This window comes from Pseudoalteromonas sp. S1610 (genome assembly GCF_005887465.1).
Lineage (GTDB): Bacteria > Pseudomonadota > Gammaproteobacteria > Enterobacterales > Alteromonadaceae > Pseudoalteromonas > Pseudoalteromonas undina.
The window spans coordinates 1-23,200 of the sequence record NZ_PNDI01000033.1 but is presented as its reverse complement, the minus strand read 5'-3'; the positions used below and the strand labels follow the sequence as shown (position 1 = coordinate 23,200).

At 41.5% G+C, this 23,200-nt stretch carries 14 protein-coding genes and 1 tRNA gene; 10 read left to right on the top strand and 5 right to left on the bottom strand.

Going from position 1 to position 23,200, the window contains the following annotated elements; all coding sequences use genetic code 11:
* Positions 1 to 234: 234 nt before the first annotated feature.
* Both nadA and CWB77_RS12805 read left to right on the top strand, forming a co-directional pair.
* Positions 235 to 1,275, top strand: a complete 1,041-nt coding sequence (gene nadA, locus CWB77_RS12810) for a quinolinate synthase NadA (RefSeq protein ID WP_008466811.1) — start codon at positions 235 to 237, stop codon at positions 1,273 to 1,275.
* Between the two features lie 169 nt (positions 1,276 to 1,444).
* Positions 1,445 to 1,534, top strand: a tRNA-Ser gene (locus tag CWB77_RS12805).
* Here CWB77_RS12805 and CWB77_RS12800 read toward each other — a convergent pair.
* The 3 genes from CWB77_RS12800 to CWB77_RS12790 all read right to left on the bottom strand — a co-directional run bounded on the left by CWB77_RS12800 (position 1,535) and on the right by CWB77_RS12790 (position 4,552).
* The gene (locus tag CWB77_RS12800) at positions 1,535 to 3,235 is read right to left on the bottom strand and encodes a sensor domain-containing diguanylate cyclase (protein ID WP_248527324.1); all 1,701 of its coding nucleotides are present in this window, start codon (positions 3,233 to 3,235) and stop codon (positions 1,535 to 1,537) included.
* A 281-nt stretch (positions 3,236 to 3,516) separates the two neighbouring features.
* A complete protein-coding gene (locus CWB77_RS12795; RefSeq protein WP_010389569.1) occupies positions 3,517 to 3,906 on the bottom strand; it encodes a DUF2750 domain-containing protein in 390 nt (129 codons plus the stop codon).
* Between the two features lie 67 nt (positions 3,907 to 3,973).
* Complete coding sequence (locus tag CWB77_RS12790; RefSeq protein WP_008109773.1) at positions 3,974 to 4,552, bottom strand: TetR/AcrR family transcriptional regulator; 579 nt, start codon at positions 4,550 to 4,552, stop codon at positions 3,974 to 3,976.
* 156 nt (positions 4,553 to 4,708) lie between these two features.
* Here CWB77_RS12790 and CWB77_RS12785 point away from each other — a divergent pair, with 156 nt between their 5' ends.
* From CWB77_RS12785 to recD, 7 genes are all read left to right on the top strand, one after another.
* Complete coding sequence (locus CWB77_RS12785) at positions 4,709 to 5,752, top strand: alkene reductase (RefSeq protein ID WP_109874847.1); 1,044 nt, start codon at positions 4,709 to 4,711, stop codon at positions 5,750 to 5,752.
* 196 nt (positions 5,753 to 5,948) lie between these two features.
* Positions 5,949 to 8,222, top strand: a complete 2,274-nt coding sequence (locus tag CWB77_RS12780; protein ID WP_138623027.1) for a TonB-dependent receptor domain-containing protein — start codon at positions 5,949 to 5,951, stop codon at positions 8,220 to 8,222.
* Between the two features lie 49 nt (positions 8,223 to 8,271).
* A complete protein-coding gene (locus tag CWB77_RS12775; RefSeq protein ID WP_171043273.1) occupies positions 8,272 to 9,402 on the top strand; it encodes an alkaline phosphatase family protein in 1,131 nt (376 codons plus the stop codon).
* Positions 9,399 to 10,460, top strand: a complete 1,062-nt coding sequence (locus CWB77_RS12770; protein ID WP_138623023.1) for an alkaline phosphatase D family protein — start codon at positions 9,399 to 9,401, stop codon at positions 10,458 to 10,460. The genes CWB77_RS12775 and CWB77_RS12770 overlap by 4 nt, the downstream gene beginning before the upstream one ends.
* Before the next feature lie 166 nt (positions 10,461 to 10,626).
* Positions 10,627 to 13,926, top strand: a complete 3,300-nt coding sequence (gene recC / locus CWB77_RS12765) for an exodeoxyribonuclease V subunit gamma (protein ID WP_138623021.1) — start codon at positions 10,627 to 10,629, stop codon at positions 13,924 to 13,926.
* A complete protein-coding gene (recB, locus tag CWB77_RS12760) occupies positions 13,913 to 17,479 on the top strand; it encodes an exodeoxyribonuclease V subunit beta (RefSeq protein ID WP_138623019.1) in 3,567 nt (1,188 codons plus the stop codon). Before recC ends, recB begins: the two co-directional genes overlap by 14 nt.
* Complete coding sequence (gene recD, locus CWB77_RS12755; protein ID WP_138623017.1) at positions 17,476 to 19,494, top strand: exodeoxyribonuclease V subunit alpha; 2,019 nt, start codon at positions 17,476 to 17,478, stop codon at positions 19,492 to 19,494. Before recB ends, recD begins: the two co-directional genes overlap by 4 nt.
* A 13-nt stretch (positions 19,495 to 19,507) precedes the next feature.
* Here recD and CWB77_RS12750 read toward each other — a convergent pair whose 3' ends face one another.
* The gene (locus CWB77_RS12750) at positions 19,508 to 20,140 is read right to left on the bottom strand and encodes a trimeric intracellular cation channel family protein (RefSeq protein WP_138595260.1); all 633 of its coding nucleotides are present in this window, start codon (positions 20,138 to 20,140) and stop codon (positions 19,508 to 19,510) included.
* A 132-nt stretch (positions 20,141 to 20,272) separates the two neighbouring features.
* Positions 20,273 to 21,562, bottom strand: coding sequence for an amidohydrolase (locus CWB77_RS12745; protein WP_138596782.1), 1,290 nt, complete (start codon positions 21,560 to 21,562; stop codon positions 20,273 to 20,275).
* A 327-nt stretch (positions 21,563 to 21,889) separates the two neighbouring features.
* Here CWB77_RS12745 and CWB77_RS12740 point away from each other — a divergent pair, with 327 nt between their 5' ends.
* Positions 21,890 to 22,948: a hypothetical protein gene (locus tag CWB77_RS12740; RefSeq protein WP_138623015.1), complete on the top strand. Its 1,059-nt coding sequence runs from the start codon at positions 21,890 to 21,892 to the stop codon at positions 22,946 to 22,948.
* Positions 22,949 to 23,200: the final 252 nt, after the last annotated feature.

Here is a 23,200-nt window from a genome sequence, read left to right as displayed (position 1 = left end):
ATATAATAGCTTGTCATTAGCTCAGTTGGTAGAGCAGTGGACTTTTAATCCATTGGTCGATGGTTCAAGTCCATCATGACCCACCACTTCTGGTACACTTTCTCCGTATAATATATTTCTTAGTATCTCCCTTATTTTTATTTATAAACTGCCTGACTAGATTGCTATTATTTACCGTTCGTTTCTCGTATAATTTGCGCTATTAATTGCACTGTAAATAAAGTGGTCGAGAACATGAGTTTAGCTCAAACTATTATGCCTGAAGGTTATATTTTCCCTCCTAAGCCGGCACCGTTAACACAAGACGAAAAAGGCGAATATAAAGCGCGTATAAAACAATTACTGCAAGAGAAAAACGCGGTACTTGTTGCTCATTATTACACTGATCCTGAAATTCAAGCACTTGCTGAAGAAACGGGCGGCTGTGTAGCCGATTCACTCGAAATGGCGCGTTTTGGCGCTCGCCATGAAGCCGATATGATCATCGTCGCGGGTGTACGTTTTATGGGTGAGACTGCTAAAATTTTAACCCCTAACAAAACCGTGGTTATGCCAACACTTGAAGCGACTTGTTCATTAGATATTGGTTGCCCAGTGGATGAGTTTTCAGCGTTTTGTGATCAACACCCAGACCGTAAAGTGGTAGTGTATGCTAACACTTCTACCGCGGTTAAAGCGCGTGCTGATTGGATAGTTACCTCATCGTGTGCACTTGAAATAGTAGAGCACTTAGATGAGCAAGGCGAAAAAATCATTTGGGGCCCAGATAAGCATTTAGGCAGTTATATTCAAAAGAATACTGGCGCCGATATGATCATGTGGAACGGCGCATGTATTGTACATGATGAGTTCAAAACCAAAGCGCTAAAAGACTTTAAAGTCTTGCATCCAGATGCAGGCGTATTGGTGCATCCAGAATCACCAGCTGAAATTGTTGAACTTGCTGATGCTGTTGGCTCTACTAGCCAGCTTATTAAAGCAGCGCAAACTATGCCTAATAAAAAGTTTATCGTGGCAACCGATCGCGGTATTTTTTATAAAATGCAGCAACTATGCCCAGATAAAGAGTTTTTTGAAGCGCCAACGGCTGGTAGCGGCGCTACATGTAAAACTTGCGCTCACTGCCCTTGGATGGCAATGAACGGCTTACAAGCGATTGAGGAGGCACTGATTGATGCCAGCGGTAAAGAAGTGTTTGTTGATATGGATTTGCGTGAAGGCGCACTTAAATCATTAAATCGCATGCTAGACTTTACAGCCAATATGGCAAAATAATAAATAGCAATATAATGCATTAGATAAAGGCGATACTCAGGTATCGCCTTTTTATTTGCTTATGAGTAGTTAGTTTGATTATTGAGCAGTTAAAAGCATGATGTTAAAAAGGCCTTGCACCAAGCAAGTGTATTTCATACTATAGCGCGCTGTTGCAAAGCAACATTGTGGAGAGATGGCTGAGTGGCTGAAGGCGCACGCCTGGAAAGTGTGTTTAGGTTAATCCCTAACGAGGGTTCGAATCCCTCTCTCTCCACCATTATTCTATATTAGGACGTCTCAGGACGTCCTTTTTTGTGCCTGTAATAAAGTTAAGCGTGTTGGCTTTTACTTGGCGTTTGTTTTTACGCTGATGTTTTAATGTATACATTCGTTGGTCGGCTAAAGTTAAGCAGGCTTTGTAGTCATTACATTCCTCACTACTTGCTAAGCCATAGCTCACGCCTGATAACGGCCAATGTTTTTGAACTTGTTGATGAATATAGTTTAATGACTCGTTTATGCTCAGGATGAGTTGGGCGAGCTGTTGTGCTGATTTGACGTTACACACACAAATAAACTCATCACCGCCGGTTCTGCATACCTCGCCTTTGTCGGCTAACGCATTTTGTATTAACCGCGTAACCTCAATGAGTAGCTTGTCACCGTGAGCATGACCTAGGTGATCGTTAACGCTTTTAATATTGTCGCAATCTATAAACACTATGAGATAAAAATTATCTAAGTTATCAAGTATTTCTTGTAATTGCAGCCGGTTTCCTACTTTGGTGAGTGGGTCTATGCGTGATAGCTCTAGCGCTTTTATAAAATTATTTTGCTTTATTTTTAGCCATTCAGATAAAGAAAGTAAAATACAGATACAATCAATGGCCAGAGCAATAAGCACCCATAATTCAGGTGAACTTATTTCTATTAAATTTAGGTGCGATAAAATAAAAATAACTAAGGACAAGCTATAAACAAGATTGCCAGTTAAAAAATATTTCGCTCTAAAGTCCTTCATCCCCAGCATTGTAAAGCCAAGCTTTAAGCTTAAATACACCCAAATTGCAGCGAGGAAGTGAGCTAAATAGAAGACCCAATGAAAGGGTAAAAAGAGGTTTAAAAAACCACAGGCAAGTGCCGTTATGGAAAAGTATTTTAAAAATCGGCTAATACCAGTACGGGTATGTTGGTCAAAGTTAAATAAGTAATAGGCAAATGAGCTGGCACAAGCAATAGCGAAAGCAAAAATATACATACCAAAGTAATGGGTATTAATTGCGTGGTAATTAAAAAGTAACGCAACTATCCCCGCCGCGAATGCCCAGCCAATGCCGTGTAACCCTATATAACCTGCACAAAATAACGCCACGCGATGTTGTGTTTTAAAAAACATTATTAAGGCCATGCAGGCCAAGGTTAGCATTATCGTAATAGACACTAAGCTTAATGAATTGATATAAAACTGAAGTTTAACAAAAGCAGATTGAGGTATAACGTTAATGCTAACAGGTTTAGCAAAGTGCTTAGCATTAATATAAAGCCATAAAACACCGTGTGAATTAGCTTCTAGCTGTAATTCAAAAGCTTGACTGTGCATTACAATGGCTGATTGAGTGACGCTATTTTGTGAAAAATCAGCGATTTTTCTGATCCCACTAGTATCTTGATAAAAAGCAACGCCACTATCTAAATAATTAATTTGGGGGATTATATACCAGCGTCCTGCACTCGTTGTGGTTAAACTAATTTTTGCTATTGCACTGCCATGGGCACTATACAGCGAAGTGACGGGAGTACTTACATTGTGATAGGCATTAACGAGTTGCTCACCTTGGGTTGGTTTAGCTAAATCTACTTGATGCCACATAGCAGACTTTAGTTGTAAGCTGTCATTTTGATTTAATGCTACAGCAAAAGCATTAAAACTAATGGTTTGAAATAGTAAACAACATATAAAATTGAAAGTGTACCGCATGTAATACCTAAGTTAGTGACCGGTAAAAATTGTACTGCATTTTTAACAGAATAATTATAGTTATGACCGCTTTAGCGTATTTTTGCTTTTTAGTTACTAACTTTAATCACTAAACGGTGAGCTGTTATTATAAAAATATAGTTAATGATTAATTAAAGGGTTAATAATTTATTTAGTTTGGCTATTGTATGACTGCTTTTAGTGATGGTTTATATTTGAAGGATTGCTAACAACAAGAAGGTAATTAAAAAGCCATTTGTCAAAATGGCTTTATGGGCAGTTTAATATTTTTTTGGTTTAGCATTGAGCTGCGCTTGAAATTCATCAGGAAATAAAATTGTGCCGTCGTCTTCTTCGGTAGGGAACACGGCAACTAGTAAGTCGTCTTCTTCAAGGCCTGGCGTCCAGCGGCTAAACCAATCTGCTGTTGGAATTGCTTTAGGTGTACATCCTTCCCATTCACCGGTTGCCCATGCTTGTGCAAAATCACGGGTTGGCCATACGGGTACGCAATCGTCGTCTTCGTTAGTGAGCATTACGCAGCCGTCGTCATCGTTTAAAATCCACACTTGCTTAAACTGTTGCACAGTTTCGTACATGTATGCGAGTCGTTTTTTTGCGCCAAGGCCTAAAATTACGTCGTCTTGCTTTGATAAATTGTCAGTGGTCATTTTTGGCTCTCTCTCACTGTGGGGGGGAATACAAAAGGCAGCGACATACTGCGCTTTAAAATTAAGTTTAGCTAATGGCTGCAAGCAGCTCGTCGGCTAGCTGGTTTAGTGCGTCAGGGTCTTGATTTGTTAATGCATAAGTGCGCAATCCATAAATACCCATAACACAAAATCGTGCTAGCTCTATGGCACTTCGCCCATTGGTAATTTCTTTGTTATCTATCGCTTTTTGTAATTGCTGCGCAAAGGCATGCTCGTACGCCGTTAAATTAGTACGTAATACGTGGCAAATTTGTGGATCGTTACCCTCTACCTCGCTAATGCTTTTTGTAAGCAAGCACACTTTAGTTGCTTCGCCGTCGATACATTCTTGCACAATGATATTAAGGTATTGTTTCAGCGTATCTAAAATACAATTACTGTGCTCAAACAGCGCCGTAAATTGTGTATTGCGATCGGTTTGGTATTGCTCCGTAGCGGCTAAAAAAATGCCTTTTTTATTACCAAATGCCCCATACAAAGAACCCGGATGTAAATGGGTGGCTTGAGTCAGTTTTTGCATACTGGTTTTTGCATAGCCATGAAGCATAAACATGGCCATAGCTTGGCGCAGTACAAACTCTTTATCAAATTCTGCAGTTCTCATAATGACTCTTTTAGTGGAGAGAGTAGTAATGAATAAATTTATTTTTCTTAGGCCTAGGTGGAGTTTACGCAATCTTAAACAAAGTTTCAAAATTATACTTGAATATTCATTCAAGTGACCTTATCTTGAATGTACATTCAACAAAGGATAAATATTATGTCGATTGACTTACTTTCACCTTTTAAATTAAATAACAGCATAGAACTGCAAAACCGCGTACTTATGGCACCATTGACCCGTTGTATGGCAGATGACAATTTAGTGCCAACACAAGCCATGGTTGATTACTACGCTCGCCGTGCTGATGTAGGCTTAATTATTAGTGAAGCCATTATTATCCGTGCTGATGCTCAAGGTTATCCAAACACCCCTGGGCTTTTCACTAGCGAACAAATTCAAGGTTGGAAAAAAGTCACTGATGCAGTACATGCCAATGGCGGAAAAATGTTTGCACAACTATGGCATGTTGGCCGTGTAGCACACCCTCACTTTTTTGGTGGTGATGTTTTGGCGCCATCGGCAATAGGGGTTGAAGGTTCAGTACCGCGTATGCGCGAGCTCACTTATGTTACGCCAAAGCCTGTAACTACAGACGACATTAAAGGCTTAGTGGCTGACTACGCTAAAGCCGCAGAAAATGCGATGGAAGCGGGTTTTGACGGCGTAGAAATTCACGGTGCTAATGGTTATTTAATTGACCAATTTTTACATTATGCGGCAAATGAACGTGATGACGAGTACGGGCAAACACCAGAAAACATGTCTCGTTTTGCACTGGAAGTAACCGATGCAGTTATTGATGTTGTAGGCAATGAGCGTACCGCTATGCGTTTAACGCCAGGTGCTTATTTTAATATGAGCGAAGACAATCGCGATAAAGCAGTATTTGACTACTTATTACCAGAGCTTGAAAACCGCAAGTTAGCTTATTTACACGGCGGTATTTTTGACGACAGCATGCGTTTTGATTCACTAGAAGGTAAATCAACCTCTGAATTTTTACGAGCTGGTTATGCAAGTACCTTAGTGGGTGTAGGTAGTTATAGTTTTGAAACTGCGAAAGAAGCGATTAACGACAATAAATTTGATTTAATTGCTATTGGTCGCCCGCTTATAGCTAACCCAGATTACATTAGCAAAATTAAAAACGGCGAAGAAGTCACAGCTTACAGTGATGACATGCTAGCTGAATTGAAATAGCAGCTAATTTTTTAAAAAATAATATAGCACTCATGGGCAACCGTGAGTGTCTTTTTTTATACATTTATTTGCCATAATTTACTCATAATTGTTTAATCTTGCTGTCAATAAAGTTCCCCCTCGTTGTCATATTTAAAAAATAGACTGTGCCCGCTTTCATAATTACCTTTTATAATTAGAATCAAACGGGACAACAATGTACGCTTTAAAAAATAAATCGATTTTGAGCATGGCTGTGGCCATGGCGGTATCAACTTCAGCTTATGCTAACGATAACGTGATAGAAGAAGTAACCGTTACTGCAAAACCAACCAGTTATGCAAACAACGTTATTGAACCTGCCATGCTTGAGCAACAAAGCTCGGTATCGAGTGTGTTATCAGTAATAGATAACTTACCTGGCATTAGCATAAACGAAGGCGACGCATTTGGCGGCGACGATTGGTCAACAACTATTACCATGCGTGGTTTTAGTATCGACTCAAACCAGCAGCAATTAGGTATGACGGTAGACGGTATTCCTAATGGCGGTTCAAATTATGGCGGTGGTGCTAAAGCGAATCGTTACCTAGATAGCGAAAATCTTGTCACCGTGGAAGTAGGTCAGGGCACTTCAGATATTAAATCAGCCTCGTTAGAGGCGCTAGGTGGTACTTTTAACTTTGTAAGTAAAGCGCCTAGCTTTGAAAAAAGCACCACTTTTGCATATACCTCAGGCAGCCATGACGCAAGTCGCTATTACGTTAAACACGAAACTGGCACCATTTTTGATAATACTCAAGCGTATGTGAGTTATTCGCAAACCGATACTAGCCGCTGGATTGGCTCGGGCAGCAATGGCGGGAAAGATAACCAACATGCTGAAGCGAAATTTGTCACCACCCTTGATGAGTTAACTATAACAGGGCGTTTATCTTACGATGATGTAAGCGAGACGAATTATAATAGCGTGAGCTTGGCACAATTTGAACAAACTCCAGATTGGGATCAACTAACATGGAACTGGACAGGCGTTCCTCACTTTGACCAAATGTTTGCAGAAGGTTGGGGCACGCTGCGTGAAAACACTCTAGGGTATTTAAAGTTTGAATACGCGATTTCACCCATCTCATTGTTAACCGTTAGCCCGTATTACCATAAAAACTCAGGCCGAGGTGATTGGATCCCTCCTTATTTAACGTCTCCTGTAGATGAAAATGGTAACCCAACCACAGAAGGTGGCACAAACGCAGGCTCTTATGGCTTTACAGATAGTAATGGCAACCCACTTGCTCCCAACGCAGGTTGCACAGCAAGCTTAAACTGGCCGTGGGAGTCGGGCCCTGAGCTCAATCCTGCATGTTACGATGCTGATGCCACGCCTGTTATGTCTTATCGTCATACACATTATAATAAAGATCGTTTAGGGGTAACTGCTAATTATCAAGCGACCTTTGGCATGCACGATATTGAAGCGGGTTTTTGGTATGAGCAAAGTGACCGTGATGAGTCGCGTGATTGGCATAAAGTTATAGATGCGCGCATTTATCATCACTTTGATAACACCCCATACTGGACGCAATACAAAAACACCTTTGAAACCGATACCCTTAAATGGTACGCCCAAGACTCAATGGCATTTGGCGACTTAACCCTTAATCTAGGGGTTAAAAAGTACTTAGTAGACATAGAAAAGTATGACCATTATCAAAATGCGACAACAGCTAAAGTAAACAGTGATTCAGACCTTCTATTTAGTGGCGGTATTTTATATCAGCTAAATAGTAATACTGAGTTATTTACCAGCTACAGCGAAAACTTTGCTGCCATTAAAGATGGTGTGCTTGAACGCGACAGCTCTGATTTATCAGCTATTGAGCCAGAAACCGCAGAAAATATTGATCTAGGTGTACGCTATCAAAATAATGCACTTAAGCTAACGGCAACGGCCTATTCAATTGAATTTGATAACCGTATTACCTTTATCGCACCAGGCAGCGACACGGGGGGTATTGATTACACCATAGGTACTAACGGCTCGTACCTAAATGTGGGCGGTATTGAATCGACAGGTTTAGAGCTGTCAGCAAGTTATATGCTTAATAATGAGTGGAATGTATATAGCTCATACACCAATAATAGCTCTGAATACAAAGGCGATGCGCCAGGCTTTGAAGCAGGAGGCAAAGTAATTGATTCAGTAGATGATTTATTTGTGCTTTCAACCGATTATTACAGCGGTGATTTCCGCTTTGGTTTATCGGCTAAATACACTGGCGAGCGTGGCGATGTAGATAGCTACACCGTGGTTGATTTAAATGCAGGCTACGCAGCTGAAGTTAATGCTGGCCCCTTCAAAGCAATTGATATTGCTTTTGTGGTTTACAACATTACTGATGAAAGCTACCTAGCGGGCGGCACAGGCAATGGAAGCACTTACTTTATTGGCGCCCCACGCACAGCAGCCGTGACGTTAACGGCCACGTTTTAAAACGTAATTAAGCCCATCATTGATGGGCTTTTTATTAAACGAGGTGTGTATGCAAACAATAGTAACAATACTAATAATCGGTTTGGTTTTACTTAACAGTCAGGCGGTTTTGGCAGCACCGCAAAATGTGGTGTTGGTAACTTTAGATGGGGTACGCTGGCAAGAAGTATTTAATGGTGCCGATAGCAAGCTGATTAATAATAAAGAATTTGTTAAGCAACCAGCACATTTAAAGAGCCAGTTCTGGCATGAAAACCCGCAACAGCGTCAACAATTGCTAATGCCATTTTTAACTCAAACTATCGCAAAGCAAGGCGTTATTATTGGCGATAGAGCTAAAGGCTCAACTATGTCGGTGAGTAATCCGTGGTATTTTTCATACCCTGGGTATAACGAAATTCTCACTGGCGAAGTGGATGAAAGTATCAACAGTAACGACAAGGTATTCAACCCAAATAAAACCATTTTAGAGCGTTTAAACGCCCAGCCTGAATTTAAAAAAAGCACCGCGTTATTTGGTAGTTGGGATGTGTTTCCTTACATTGTAAATACTAAGCGCAGTAAGGTGCAGGTGAATGCGGGGTTTATGCCCGTTGCTGATGATTTATTTGCTGACGCAGCGCTACTTAATGCGCTACAAACAGAAATACCCAGCCCATGGCACAATGTGCGGCTTGATAGTTTTACCTATCGATTTGCCAAGGCGTATATGCTGGCGAAAAAACCAAGACTATTGGTGATTAGTTTGGGAGAGACTGACGATTTTGCTCACGATGGCCATTACGATGCTTACTTAAAGTCGGCCAAACAAAGCGATGCATTTTTAAAAGATTTATGGCAAACCATTCAAAGTACCCCAGGTTATAAAAATAATACGACGTTAATTGTTACTACTGATCATGGCCGTGGAAGTCATGCCAGTGATTGGCAGCATCACAGCTCTCGTCGAGCATTGCTAGAGCTTAACCTAGGTGCAGATGTGTTTCCTAACGGCGTAGTAGGCTCTGAGCATATTTGGCTGGCAGCTATTGGCCCTGCAATTAAAAATAACGGCTTAATTAAAACTAAAAACGAGCTTAAACAAGCGCAAGTTGCCGCCACCGTTTTAAAAGCACTTGGGCAAAATCCACACATAATTAACCCTAATATGGCACCGGCTATTAACGAGATTTTAAAATGAAACAGTTACTAAAAACCCTTAAGCATTTTGCACTGTCACTGACTATTGTGATTAGTAGTGGAGCAATGGCTGCGCCGTCTAAAATATTATTTGGCTCGTGTGGGCATCAAGATAAAGACATTCCTATATTTAACGCCATTAACAAAGAGCAGAGTGATTTATTTATATTTTTAGGGGATAACATCTACGGCGATACTAACGACATGACTGTGCTTAAAAATAAATACCAACGCCTTGGAGCAAAGCCAGGCTTTAAAGCACTACGCGCACAAACACCAATAATAGCTATGTGGGATGATCACGATTATGGTCAAAATGACGCGGGGAAAGAGTATCCGCATAAAGAAGCATCGCGGCAAATCATGCTCGATTTTTGGCAAGAACCGGCAAACTCAAAACGCCGTACCCGTGCTGACGGCATTTATACCTCGTACATGTATGGCGAAGGCGAGCAAACCGTGCAGGTGATCATGCCAGATTTACGCTTTAATCGTGACACACTTAATTCTGTTAGCGAGATTGAGTATTACACCAAGCGTAAAGCAAATAACCAAGGCCCGTACAGTCCAACTGAAGTTAAAGGCGCATCAATGCTAGGGGAAGCACAGTGGCAATGGCTTGAAGCCGAGCTTAAAAAGCCAGCGGCAATAAAGCTAATAGCGTCAAGCTTGCAGTTACTGCCAGATTTTACCGGCTGGGAGTCGTGGGCAAATTTTCCTGAGGATCGAAACCGTTTATTTGCGCTAATTAAAAAACACCAAGTAAATGGTGTGATTATTATTAGTGGCGATACTCACTGGGGCGAGATTTCAAGGTATCAACATAACCTTGATTACCCGCTTATTGAAATGACCAGCTCAGGTCTGACAGAAAAGTGGAAAGACGTTAGCCCTAACCAGCATCGTGTGGGTAATTACACACATAATGTTAACTATGGTGATTTAGGCATAGACTGGCAACAAGTCGACCCTGCTATTTCATTAAAACTTAAAGGCATTGATGGCCAAGTTATTATGCAAAGTGATTTTAGTCTTTCAAGTATTAGTCCTTATAAATAGCATCACCATTTAAATAATAAACGCACTGCGGTTAAAGCTGTGCGTTTAAAAGTTCATCTATCGGCGGGCTAACTTGCTGATTTATTAACGTCAATGTCCCCTTAGCGCTACCGCTTAAATTGAAAATATCTTACACTGGCTTTATCTCAAGTAAGGCTGGTATCGTATGCTCAATATTATTCAATCAAACCGAATGGAAGCCCTGCAAGCGCAGTTTCATCAGCTATTAAAAGTAAACCCATTGCAAAGCCCATTTGATAAAGAAGTGGTGTTAGTGCAATCGCCGGGTATGTCGCAATGGCTTAAAATCGGTTTAAGTGAAAATTTAGGTGTAGCTGCACAGGTAGACTTTCCGCTACCGTCGAGTTTTATTTGGCAGTTGTATCAGCAATTACTGCCAAACGTGCCTAAAGAGTCGGCCTTTAACAAACCTAACCTTGCTTGGAAATTATTTGCCATTTTACCCCAGTGCATAAATGAGCCGCTGTACTTACCGCTTAAAACCTATTTAGAGGGCGATATTGACGGCCAAAAAACCTTTGCTCTATGTGAAAAAATAGCCGATGTGTACGACCAATATTTGATGTATCGCCCCCATTGGATAGCCAAATGGGATAGTGGCACCGATGAGCTTGATGATGTTGATATAACGATTGCGCCTTGGCAACCCGATTTATGGCGTCGTATCGTCAAATTAAGCAAACAGCTAGGGCAAAGCCAATTTCACCGTGCCAATATGCAAGGGCAGTTACTCATTGCACTTGAGAGCATGGATAGCGCCTTATTACCAAAACGTATTAGCTTATTTGGCATATCGGCGATTGCTAGCTCGCAGCTTGAGGTGTTTGAAGCCTTGAGTAAAAAAACTGAAGTATTTTTATTCTTTTTTAACCCTAGCGAGCATTACTGGGGCGATATCATTGATGAAAAAACAGCCGCTAAAATCACCGCTAAATACGCAAAAATGCCGCTGCTGGAAGCGCAGCAAAAAAAGCACACCAACCCCGATGAGGAATACTATTTTATTGGTAATCCGCTGTTATCGTCGTGGGGCAAACTCGGCCGTGACTATTTTGAGCAACTAGTGCAGCTTGATGCCCGCTGGATTGATGGCTTTATAGATGCATTTGACGACAGCTTACTTGGCCAAGTGCAAAGTGAAATTTACCAACTTGCCTTTAAAGGTGAGTCGCTCACCGATAATAAAGAATGGTTTATTAACGACGAGGGCAAGCTGCCCATAACTGCAAACGATGCAAGCATTACACTTAGCGATTGCCATACACCGCTTCGAGAAGTAGAGCGTTTGCACGATTACTTACTTAATTTATTTAATCAAAATCCAGCGCTTACCCCGAAAGACATCATCGTGATGATGCCCGATGTTGGTACCTACAGCCCTTACATTGAAGCGGTTTTTGGCGGTGCACAAGGCAGTCGATTTATACCTTATGCGCTAGCTGATTTAGCCATAGAGCAAGAAAAACCTGTACTGAGTTCGTTTGCCAGTTTGGCTAACTTACCGTTTTCGCGCTTCGGCGTGTCGGATATTCTCGATTTATTACAGGTTACCCAAATTGCTGAAAAATTTGGCTTAGAAGCACATGAATATGAGCAAATTCAGTATTGGTTGGAGCGCGTTGGCGTTAAATGGGGTGTAAACGCGGAACATAAAAGTAGCTTTGATTTACCCGCAATTGAGCTTAACACTTGGCAACATGGCTTAAACCGGTTACTACTGGGTATTGCCATGCGCGATGAACAATGCCCATTTAATGGTATTTATAGTGCCGATGAGGTTGAGGGCATGGCACTCGATACACTTAATAAGCTGGTACATTTTATTGATGTGCTGCAAGACTTTAAAGCTAAGCTCACCCCCGATGACACACTCACCAATAAAGCCCAAATTTTAAATGAGCTGCTCAATACTATTTATGAAAGCGAAAGCGACGACAGTTGGGATTTATTAGTGCTGCAAAAAGTACTCGAAGATATTGGTAAGCACCACGATAACGGTGATTACAGTGAGGCCGTGTCGCAGCGCATTGTTAGCTATTTAATTAAACAAGGCATACAAGAAAAAGGTGTCGGCCAACGTTTTTTAGTGGGGCAAGTGAATTTTTGTACGTTAATGCCAATGCGCGCCGTGCCGTTTAAGGTAGTGTGTATGTTAGGCTTGAACGATGCCGATTACCCACGTACCGTGCAGCCTATCGGGTTTGACTTAGTACCTTACTCTAAAAAGCAAAAAGGTGATCGTTCACGAAAACTCGATGACCGTTACCTCTTTTTAGAAGCACTTCTCAGTGCCCGAGATAATTTATATATGAGCTACATTGGCCGATCATGTTTTGACAACCAGCCGCGCATGCCATCAACGCTTGTCAGTGAATTGTTAGAATACATAGGTCGCAGCTTCAAACTTAGCGAACCCAGTGATAAATCCTTGCCAGATTGTCTTATTAGCCAACAACATTTACAACCTTTTAATAGTCAGTATTATCTGCCAGCTAGCGCTGAACAGGCAGGGCTTAACAACCACAGCTATAACCCAATTTGGCTGCCTAGCGAGGCCATTGAGCCAAAAGCAATTACTACGCTTGATGTAACGCCTCCAGAGCTACTTGATCTTGATGTGTTTATTCGCAGTGTGTGCCATGCCCAAGAGAGCTTTTATCAGCAAAGCTTAGGGTTACGTTTGCCGCAATTTAACGACATAGCCAAAGATGAAGAACCGTTTAGCTTAGATGCGCTGCGCCGTTATTTTTACCTTGATGAAATACTTGAAGCTAATATTAACGATATCCCACTAAGTACCGAACAAATACTGCAGCGCGGTGAGTTGCCGCAAGCTCATGTTGGTAGCTTAATTTATGAAAGCATGCAACATCGCGTTGATGCGCTTGCAGGGCAAGTAAAACAACAAATAAAAGCGGGTAAAAGCGAACCGATAGAAGTATTACTATCACTTGAAAACACCACCATTGAAGGCTGGCTAAACCATGTGTATATGCAAAAACAAGTGTTTTATCGCAGTGCCAGTATTAAAGCTAAAGATTTAATTAAAGGCTTTATTTATCACCTTGCTGCACAAAGCATGCAACAAGAGGTTGAAACCTTATTGCTGGGTTTAGATAAGCAAATAAGCTTTGCCCCAATGAGTAAAGCCGATGCCGATTTACTGCTTGCAGATTGGTTTGCGCTTTATAAAGAATTACGCAACAAGCCCGTGGCGTTTTTTCCGGTAAGTGGTTATGAATACGTGAAAAGCGGTGATGATATGGCAAAAGCCAACAGTAAATTTAGTCCACAGTATATTGGCCGAGGCGAGGGGGAAAACCCTTATATTCGTTTAACGGTGCAATCACTTAATGACTGCCAAGACGAATTTATACATTGGAGCGATAAGCTACTCGCCCCATTATTTGAGCACGCCAAGGAGAGTGACTATGCAAGCGCTTAATCCACTCACTATGCCATTATCAGGGCAAAGCTTAATTGAAGCCAGTGCTGGCACAGGTAAAACCTACACGATCACGGGTTTGTATTTGCGTTATTTATTGGGTATGCAAATACCCGGTGAGCTAAATACGCCATTGAGTGTTGAGCAAATTTTGGTAGTAACCTTTACCGATGCCGCCACGCAAGAAATTAAAGACCGTGTTCGTAGCCGTATTATTGCTGCGCGTGATGCGTTACTGGGGCAAGTACCCAATGATGAGCTAATTGAGGATGTAATAGCGGGCGTTGATGACAAGCACCGTGCATTTGACTTACTCGATGCCGCAGCTAAATCAATGGACGAAGCAGCTATTTTTACCATTCATGGTTTTTGTCAGCGAATGCTAAAGCAGCATGCGTTTGAATCCGGTGTGGCATTTAACTTAGAGTTCATTTTAGATGAGCGCGATATTCTGCTTGAAACCATAAAAGACTTTTGGCGCGCGTTTGTATACCCACTTAGTAAAGAAAAAACAGATGCGATTTTAGCGGTATTTGCCGCGCCCGAATCACTATTTAGTCATGTAAGTAGTATTTTAAATAAGGCGAACGCAGAGATAACCCCGCAAGTTAGTTTAGATGCGGTATGGCAAGCGCGAGATGAATACTTGGCGCGTATTCCTGCCTTTAAAAAAGCGTGCCTAGAGCAAGAGTTTATTGGCGCTGTTAAAGCATCCGATTTAAGTGGTTCAAAAACACCTGGGCGAAAGGGCAGCCTTGCTGCACTTGAAGCATTTTGCTTAGGCAATGATGACTTTTTTGAATTTGGTACCAGTAAGTATTCGTTTGAGGTGTGGAGTAGCGAGAACTTAAGTAATGCCGCTAATTATAAAAAAAATGGCACATTACTGACGCATCCACTTATTAGCCAATTCGATGCCTTAGCCGCACTTAACAACACCATCAACCAAGGGTTAAAAATTGCGATAGTGCAATATGCGGCGAGCTGGGTAAAAGCGGCCATAGTTAAACGCAAACAAGAACAAAGCGTGATCACCCCTGACGATTTACTGACTAATTTACACAGTGCCCTAAAGAGTGAACAAGGTGATGTGCTCGCACAAAAAATAGCGCAGTTATTTCCGGTGGCAATGATAGATGAGTTTCAGGATACCGATCCGATTCAGTACGGTATTTTTAGTAAAATTTATGCTCAAAGCAATACCACTTTAGCTATGATAGGCGATCCTAAACAAGCAATTTATGGGTTTAGGGGCGCAGATATATTTACCTACATTGGCGCAAAAGAAGCGGTAGATGAGCCACAACAATTTACATTGGGCACTAACTTTCGCTCAAGCAGTGATATTGTAAATAGCGTAAACAGCTTATTCAGTAAATACGACAACAGCTTTATTTATAACGATGCCATTCCCTTTAATAAAGTGAAAGCCAAGGGCAAAAAAGCAGATGAGTCGTTTTTAATTGACGGTAAACCTGCCAACGCGTTTGAGTTTAATGTGTTTGTAGATGAAGCCGGCGATGAAAAAAATAAGCCGACCAGTAAAGGCGTAGGGCAAGCACATTTAGCCACCCATTTTGCTAATAAAATAGTTACTTTACTTGAGCAAGCAAGCCAAGGTATTGCTTGTATTGGCGCTAACCCTGTCAGTGCTGCTGATATTTGTATTTTGGTGCGCGACCGCGTTGAAGCACAAATAATGAAGCAAGCGCTGAGTAAAGCTAATATTGCCAGTGTGTATTTGTCGCGCGACAGTGTATTTAGCCAAGAGTTGAGTCATCACTTGCTCAATTTTTTAACGGCTTTGCATGGTCAGTACGATGAGGCGTTACTACGCGGTGTATTAGCTGGCCCGTTATTTTGTTTAAGCTATAACGATATTTTTGCTCTAGCCGATGATGAAAATAGCTGGCAAGAACACCTAAACTTTTTTGCTCAACTTAGCCATATTTGGCATAAGCAAGGGGCAATGGCAATGCTCGAACGCTTACTGAGTCACAATCAGCTCAGTGCCAAATGGCAAGGCTTGGGCTATAACGTAGAACGTTGGCTTACCGATTTTAGACATCTTGGCGAAATACTGCAGCAAAAACAAATAGAGCTTGAAGGGACACTTCGTTTATTACGTTGGTTTGCGCAAAAGGTGAGCCAGCAAGATGGCGAAACAGTGCAAGTTCGCTTAGAAAGTGATGCGAACTTAGTTAAAATTGTGACTATGCACGCTTCTAAAGGGCTTGAATACCCATTGGTATTTATGCCATTTGCCAGTGGTTATCGTGAAACTAAAGACGCGCTTTATCATCAAAATGGCAAGTTGATTTACGATTTAAGTAAAGACGAAGACGCCCTGCAAAAAGCCGAACAAGAACGTTTAGCAGAAGACTTACGTTTGCTTTATGTGGCACTGACCCGAGCAGTGCATTTTTGTTCGCTGGGCGTTTATAACATTTCTCAAGGGCAAAGTAGCCGTTTAGCAATTCAAAGTAGTGCGCTGGGGCATGTGTTGTTCTCAGGGTTAGAGATAAGCAGTAGCCAAGTGTGGCGCACCCATTTAAGTGAATTTTGTGAGGCTAATCATGCTATGCAATACCAGCAATTTACCTCAGGCGAATTACATGAGCAGGGCATACTTCGCTTAAAAAATAGTGACACTAAACAGCACGATTTACTTATTAATACAGTAACGGCGCAGATTGAACGTGACTGGCGAGCAACTAGCTTTAGTGCTTTGAGCTTTAAAAAGCATGCTGATCAACTTGCTCCAGGGCGCAGCGATGAAGATCATCAAAGAGATGAGTTTGCCGTGCAGCAAGATGAACTTCCTTCACCGTATAGCTTTCCAAAGGGCGCTAAACCAGGGAGTTGCTTGCACGAAATATTTGAGCAGCTTGATTTTACCAGTCCGGTAAATCATCCCACGAATATAGAGCAAAACTTAACGGCTGTGATTGAGCGTGCTTTTGAAAAGTACCATATCGATGAGCAATGGCAGCAAATTACCGAACAATGGGTACTCGATGCACTTAATTGCCCGTTAAACAGCGAGAATAATTTAAGTTTGAGCCAATTAGCGCCAAGTGACTGTTTAGTAGAAATGGAGTTTAATTTACCGCTTAGCAGCCTCAGTGCCCCTAAGCTTAATGAAGTGTTAATTAAACATTTTGGTTTTAACCAAAGTAAACTTGAGTTTGCCCATGTTAAAGGGTTACTAAAAGGCTTTATTGATTTAATTTTTTGCTATCAAGGCAAGTATTATATTTTAGATTATAAATCGAATTATTTGGGCAGCACCCCCGCCGATTATGTGCCTGAGCAGCTAGAGCAAGCAATGACCAGCCACCAATATCATTTACAGTATTTAATTTATACCGTAGCGCTGCATCGCTTGCTTAAACAGCGAATTCCCGATTATTCAATAGAGACGCATTTAGGCGGTGTTTATTATACTTTTTTACGCGGTATGCCAGCAGGTGAGGGAGTGTACTTTAAACAGCTAAGTGCAGATCAAGTCGTTATTTTAGATGGCTTGTTTAGCCAAGGAGCCATGCTATGAGTGATTTAAATCAACAACCGGGTTTGTTTGATTACTTAGATGATGCGCCTTTAGATGAACCTGTGCTCACAACAGCACAGCCAACGATGCAGGCCAGCGAAAGTATTAAAGTCGTGCCGTTGCTAGCGTATTTAACAAACGAACATAGAGTGCGAGTGGTTGATGTAAAACTGGCTGAATTACTCAGTGGCACAAACGCACAGCAAGGGTATGACGACCTCTTTTATATAATCTTAATGCTGTGTTTATCGCAACAAAGCCAGCATAGCTGTTTAACCCTAACAGAGGTTGATTGGACTAATCCGTTTAATTTACGTCAAAGCGACTTTACTAAACTAGAGGGCACACAGCCTGATACTCTCAGCCCATTTAGTAATGACTTTACGACTGAGGCAGCAATACGTTATTTACTCTCACATCATAGTGTTGGGGAGCAAAAGCCGCTGCAATTGTTTAATCACCGGTTATATTTTTCTCGTTTAGCAGGCTATGAACAAACCCTTGCCCAACGATTACTGACAATGAGCGAACGACAACTTAACATTGATGATGCAGTACTTGCTCAGTTATTAACCCGCTACTTTCCTGATGATCCGAGTATTGACATTGATTGGCAAAAAGTAGCGTGTGCGATTGCCGCCACAAAAGGTTTTAGTGTGATCACGGGCGGGCCTGGCACCGGTAAAACCACCACGGTGACAAAGCTGTTAGCGATTTTACAATCGTTATATCAAGCGGCGCCATTGAGCATAAAATTAGTAGCACCCACAGGTAAAGCAGCGGCACGGCTAACAGAGTCAATTTTAGGGGCTAAAAATAAGCTTAGTGAAATACCAGATGATATTAATTCGTTGATCCCGCAAAGCGCGCAAACCATTCATCGTTTGTTGGGAGTTAAGCCATTTACCAATAAATTCCGGCACGATAAAAGCAATCCGTTGCATGTTGATGTATTGATTATTGATGAGGCCAGCATGGTCGACTTATCACTTATGGCTAAATTAATTGAGGCCTTGCCAGATCATGCACGATTGATTTTACTCGGCGATAAAGACCAACTTGCTTCGGTTGATACTGGCAGTGTAATGAGTGATTTATGCCAAGGGTTAGTGCTTGGACAAACACCGCGTTATTCAAAAGTACGCTGTGAGCAATTGAATACGCTGTGCTTTAATGGCGCTGTTAAACTCAAAGCGCAAAGTCAAAGTGAGTTTAAACTCGCTGACTGCATTGCCTTTTTACAACATAGCTATCGGTTTGATGCAAAAAGTGGCATAGGTCAATTGGCGCTGGCGGTTAATACCAACAACCGTGGGGTATTAAACTATGTTGAACAACAAAGCAGCGAAGGGCATTTTAGCGATATTATTTTAGACTATGATTTTGTTTCCACACCGATTGAAAAGTTAGTAAATAGTGCCGCAAGTCATTATGCTAATTACCTAACCCTGATAGCGCAAGATGCCAGTGTTGCGCAAGTGCATGCAGCTTTTGCCAGTTATCAGTTACTTGCTGCGGTACGTGAAGGCGATTATGGTGTTAATAGCTTAAACCAGCGTATTGAACGGGTATTACAGCAGCAAAGTTTAATTAGCGTTAATCCTAATCAGCGGCATTATATAGGGATGCCGATAATGGTTAGTCAAAACGACTATCAGCTAAAATTATTTAATGGTGATATAGGGATTTTAATGCCCGATGAAAGCGGTCAACTCAAGGCACTGTTCATTGATGAGCAAGGGAATGAAAGGGCATTTTCACCCGCACGGCTTCCGGCGCACGATAAAGTGTATGTAATGACCATTCATAAATCCCAAGGCTCAGAGTTTAGTTATACCGCAATGGTATTACCACCGCTCAAGCAGGCGAGTATCGGTATTAATAGGCAATTAGTGTACACGGGAATTACCCGCGCAAAACAGACCTTTGAGCTTGTGGCAGATAAAAAAGTGCTGCAACTGGCCATGGGTAAAAGTGTATCACGGGCGTCAGGCTTGTATGAGCGATTAGTGTAAAGCCATACTTATACTAATCTCTTATTTTTGGAGTTCGTTTTCTAAATAGGTTGGGTTGCCAGCCAAAATGCAGTGCGCCTAATCTTAGAAAAACGGTTACCAATAATGAGCCTATAATGCACCATAAATAAGGGACATCCAATAAAAATAGCGCGGCATAGGTTAAGCCTCCTGCAAAACACGCGGTGGAGTAAAGTTCTTCGCGCATCACCAGTGGTACTTCTCTACAGATCACATCACGTATTAAGCCGCCAAATATACCCGTCGTCATTCCCATTGTAAGCGCAACCACCATGGTCGTGCCTTCAATGAGCGCTTTTTCAATACCGACCACATTAAAAATAGCCATACCGATGGCATCAACCAGTAACATGTAATAGTTAGACACATCAGGTAAGTGGCGAATAAACATAACGGTGACAAAAATAGCGCCATAGGTGGCATATAAATAATCGGGGTTGGCTATCCAAAATACAGGTTGGTTAAGAAGAATATCTCTGAGCGTGCCTCCGCCTAACGCAGTGACTGAGCCAACAACGACAACACCAAATCCACCAATATCTTTGTCGTGGCCTAATAATGCACCTGAAATTGCAAAGAATGCCACGCCAATAAGGCTTAAAAAATTAAAATACTCTGCTGTCATTGAGGTGTCCTTACCAAGTTGAGAATTTATATTAGATATTAAAGGTAAGTGATTGGGGATTTATATTAGCTGAATAACACTGTCTATAATACAAGCACAAGGTTATTAGCCCAGTGCTTGTTATGCTGGTTCTTATTGTAAGTAGTCTACGACCAGTTGAGATAATGATTCTACGCCAAGTTGTAATGCGCTTTCGTCAACATAAAACTGAGGTGAATGATTACTTGGTGCCGTTTTAGCGTTTTGATCTTTTGGAGTAACACCTAAAAAGTAAAACAGCCCAGGGGTTTCTAATGCATAATAGCTAAAGTCTTCTGCACCGGTAATTAAATCTGTGGTAATAATGTTGTCAGCACCTGCAATACGGGCAAGTGTAGGGGTCATTTTTTGGGTCAGTGCAACATTATTTACTGTTACAGGGTAGCCGTGATCTATATGCACATCAGCTTTAGCCCCCGCGGATTCGGCAACCAGTTCAGCGGTTTTAGCTAAACGTTTTTTAATATCGGCACGCATCGTTTGATCAAAGGTTCTAATTGTACCAATAAGCTCTACATTATCGGGGATAATATTTGAGCGTATGCCGCCGTTAATCGCGCCAAATGAAATAACAGAAGGCGCTTTAGTTACATCTACCTGGCGAGAGGCAATTGTTTGAGTTGCCATTATAATTTGTGATGAAGCAACAATGGGATCTACGCCATTCCAAGGGCGTGAGCCATGAGTTTGACGACCCGTTACGTTAATTGTGAAAGAGTCTTCACTGGCCATTAGAGGCCCTTCTCTAAAGCCAATTTGACCAGTATTAAGTGAGCTGGTGACATGCAAGCCAAACACCGCTTCAGGTTTTTGTTTAAATAAACCTTCTTTTAGCATTAGCTCTGCGCCTCCTTCTTCTCCTTCGGGGGCACCTTCTTCAGCCGGTTGAAATACAAACAGTACGTCACCCGCTAACTGATCTTTAATTTTTACCAGTGACTCTGCTACGGCCATTAGAATAGCAACATGAGTGTCGTGCCCGCAGGCATGCATAACGCCTACTTCATTACCACGATAGGTTGAGGTTTGTTTAGAGGCAAAGGGTAAATCAACTTGTTCGGTAACGGGTAAAGCATCCATATCGGCACGAAGGGCGATTAAAGGGCCTTTCTTACCACCGCTTAATTTAGCCACAACACCGGTATGCGCAACGTCGGTTTGTACTTCAAGACCCAAAGATTTTAAATGGTTAGTAATGTACTTAGCGGTTTCAAATTCGCGATTACTCAGCTCTGGATATTGATGCAAATGGCGACGCCATGTAATGACTTTTTCACTTACACTTTGTGTTGCTTGTTCAAGTTGGGTGTTAATACTACTAGCAAAACTAGGCGCTGAAATTGCTGTAAATAAAACACTGCCAAAAATTATTTTTTTTATCATTTTAATTCCTTGGTTTTTATCGTGTGTAATTAACTTACGCTATTACATCAATAAAAAGTAGTGTTGTTTAATAGTTAACCACAGTTAAAAGAAAGTTTATTGATACTGCTTAAGAAGGGGATAAATCTATTTTGTTTAACACAATAGTTTGGCGCTTTTGTCGTATTTTAACGCAAATATTTAGCTTTAACGGTGAAAATGATAACAAAATGTTGCATTTTTTAAATTTGTTCCCAATACTGGTCAATGCACTGCTTTTACCATGCACTGACAACAGCGTGTAACAAGCTAAGCATAATAAAAATATTCAATCAGTTAAGGATTAATATGAACAACACACACACTTTTAAACGCGCGACTTTATTTGCAGCAGCAATAGGGCTCTTAATGAGTTTTTCTGCGCTTAGTAAAGAGTATAAAGTAGTTTTAATTCATGGTTTGCAAGTATCCCAGCTTACCAATAAAGCAGGTAGTGATGTAGTAAACGATGGCCAAAGCTATTGGCAGTCTTATTGGGTAAACCGTGCCGACGAGCGCATTGACTGGCCTGCGTATGAACGAATAGAAGGAAAAATTACTACAGATTGGGTATGGCCCAAGCTACAACAGATCTCTCGCTCAAATTTATGCGAGCCAGGCTGCGTGTTTGTAACCCACTCTACCGGTGACTTAGTAGCCCGATATATTATAGATAACCAAAAAAACTGGCTAGAAAACGCGGGTTTAAAACCGCTTAATATTATTGCTACCTTTGATTTAGCAGGTGCTGGTGGCGGTAGTGAATTAGCCGACTTAGCGGTGAGTGCGTTAACCGGCGCATCGTGGAATTTTGCTGTAGATGCTGCATTAACTTGGTGGCTAGGCAGTGAGGTTAATGAAGCGGTAGGTGTTTTACATGATTTAAAAGTTAATAATGCACGTAGAATCGCGCCATTACCTGATGCGCGCACTCCGCGTTTACGTTTTGTGGCCGATGGTAATGCTTACTTAGGTTTAACGGCTGGCTTTTTACGTGGTAACGATGATTCGGTAGTCGCTACTCACTCATCATGTGGCGCAAGCTCGGTAAGCTCATTTGGTAGTTGTAGTGCCAATATTGACACCAATGGGCGTTTAACTTCACAAGGTGATGCTGTTAGTAGCTTCATGCCATACCATTATCCATTAATGATGACTAACAATTACAGCCATAACGAAATTCAACAAGCGCAGCACCAAGGTAATGTAACGGTGGCAATGAATAATATTAGCGTGGCTGGCGATACATTAGGATATGAAACTGTCGATGAAACTACCGGTAGTTGGTTTTGGAAAAAACAATACCGTTATGTAAAAGACTCTGATAATTTGAGTGCTTCAACGCTCATATATAATGTGATCCCATAAAGGTGATTGTGCGTGCGGCTTTATATGCTGCACGCTTTTGATACCAATTCGCTTTATGCAGTTATTTATTTTTAGGTAAGAAAACCTGAATGCAAATAGCAACAGGTTATCGCTCTAACAATGATTAACTGCTAGGGTCTGTTGACCTTTGCGGATTACAATTTGTTCAAACTAGGGGCGGTTTAATCGCGGCGCGAGGTTTGTAACCTAGTGGGCTAAGTCAAAACCGAGCAACAAAGAGTAAATCGCCGC

What these genes read in the sequence shown, in the direction of transcription:
- nadA (WP_008466811.1), top strand. Translation starts at nt 235, where the DNA reads ATGAGTTTAGCTCAAACTATTATGCCTGAAGGTTATATTTTCCCTCCT.
- CWB77_RS12800 (WP_248527324.1), bottom strand. Translation starts at nt 3,235, where the DNA reads ATGCGGTACACTTTCAATTTTATATGTTGTTTACTATTTCAAACCATT.
- CWB77_RS12795 (WP_010389569.1), bottom strand. Translation starts at nt 3,906, where the DNA reads ATGACCACTGACAATTTATCAAAGCAAGACGACGTAATTTTAGGCCTT.
- CWB77_RS12790 (WP_008109773.1), bottom strand. Translation starts at nt 4,552, where the DNA reads ATGAGAACTGCAGAATTTGATAAAGAGTTTGTACTGCGCCAAGCTATG.
- CWB77_RS12785 (WP_109874847.1), top strand. Translation starts at nt 4,709, where the DNA reads ATGTCGATTGACTTACTTTCACCTTTTAAATTAAATAACAGCATAGAA.
- CWB77_RS12780 (WP_138623027.1), top strand. Translation starts at nt 5,949, where the DNA reads ATGTACGCTTTAAAAAATAAATCGATTTTGAGCATGGCTGTGGCCATG.
- CWB77_RS12775 (WP_171043273.1), top strand. Translation starts at nt 8,272, where the DNA reads ATGCAAACAATAGTAACAATACTAATAATCGGTTTGGTTTTACTTAAC.
- CWB77_RS12770 (WP_138623023.1), top strand. Translation starts at nt 9,399, where the DNA reads ATGAAACAGTTACTAAAAACCCTTAAGCATTTTGCACTGTCACTGACT.
- recC (WP_138623021.1), top strand. Translation starts at nt 10,627, where the DNA reads ATGCTCAATATTATTCAATCAAACCGAATGGAAGCCCTGCAAGCGCAG.
- recB (WP_138623019.1), top strand. Translation starts at nt 13,913, where the DNA reads ATGCAAGCGCTTAATCCACTCACTATGCCATTATCAGGGCAAAGCTTA.
- recD (WP_138623017.1), top strand. Translation starts at nt 17,476, where the DNA reads ATGAGTGATTTAAATCAACAACCGGGTTTGTTTGATTACTTAGATGAT.
- CWB77_RS12750 (WP_138595260.1), bottom strand. Translation starts at nt 20,140, where the DNA reads ATGACAGCAGAGTATTTTAATTTTTTAAGCCTTATTGGCGTGGCATTC.
- CWB77_RS12745 (WP_138596782.1), bottom strand. Translation starts at nt 21,562, where the DNA reads ATGATAAAAAAAATAATTTTTGGCAGTGTTTTATTTACAGCAATTTCA.
- CWB77_RS12740 (WP_138623015.1), top strand. Translation starts at nt 21,890, where the DNA reads ATGAACAACACACACACTTTTAAACGCGCGACTTTATTTGCAGCAGCA.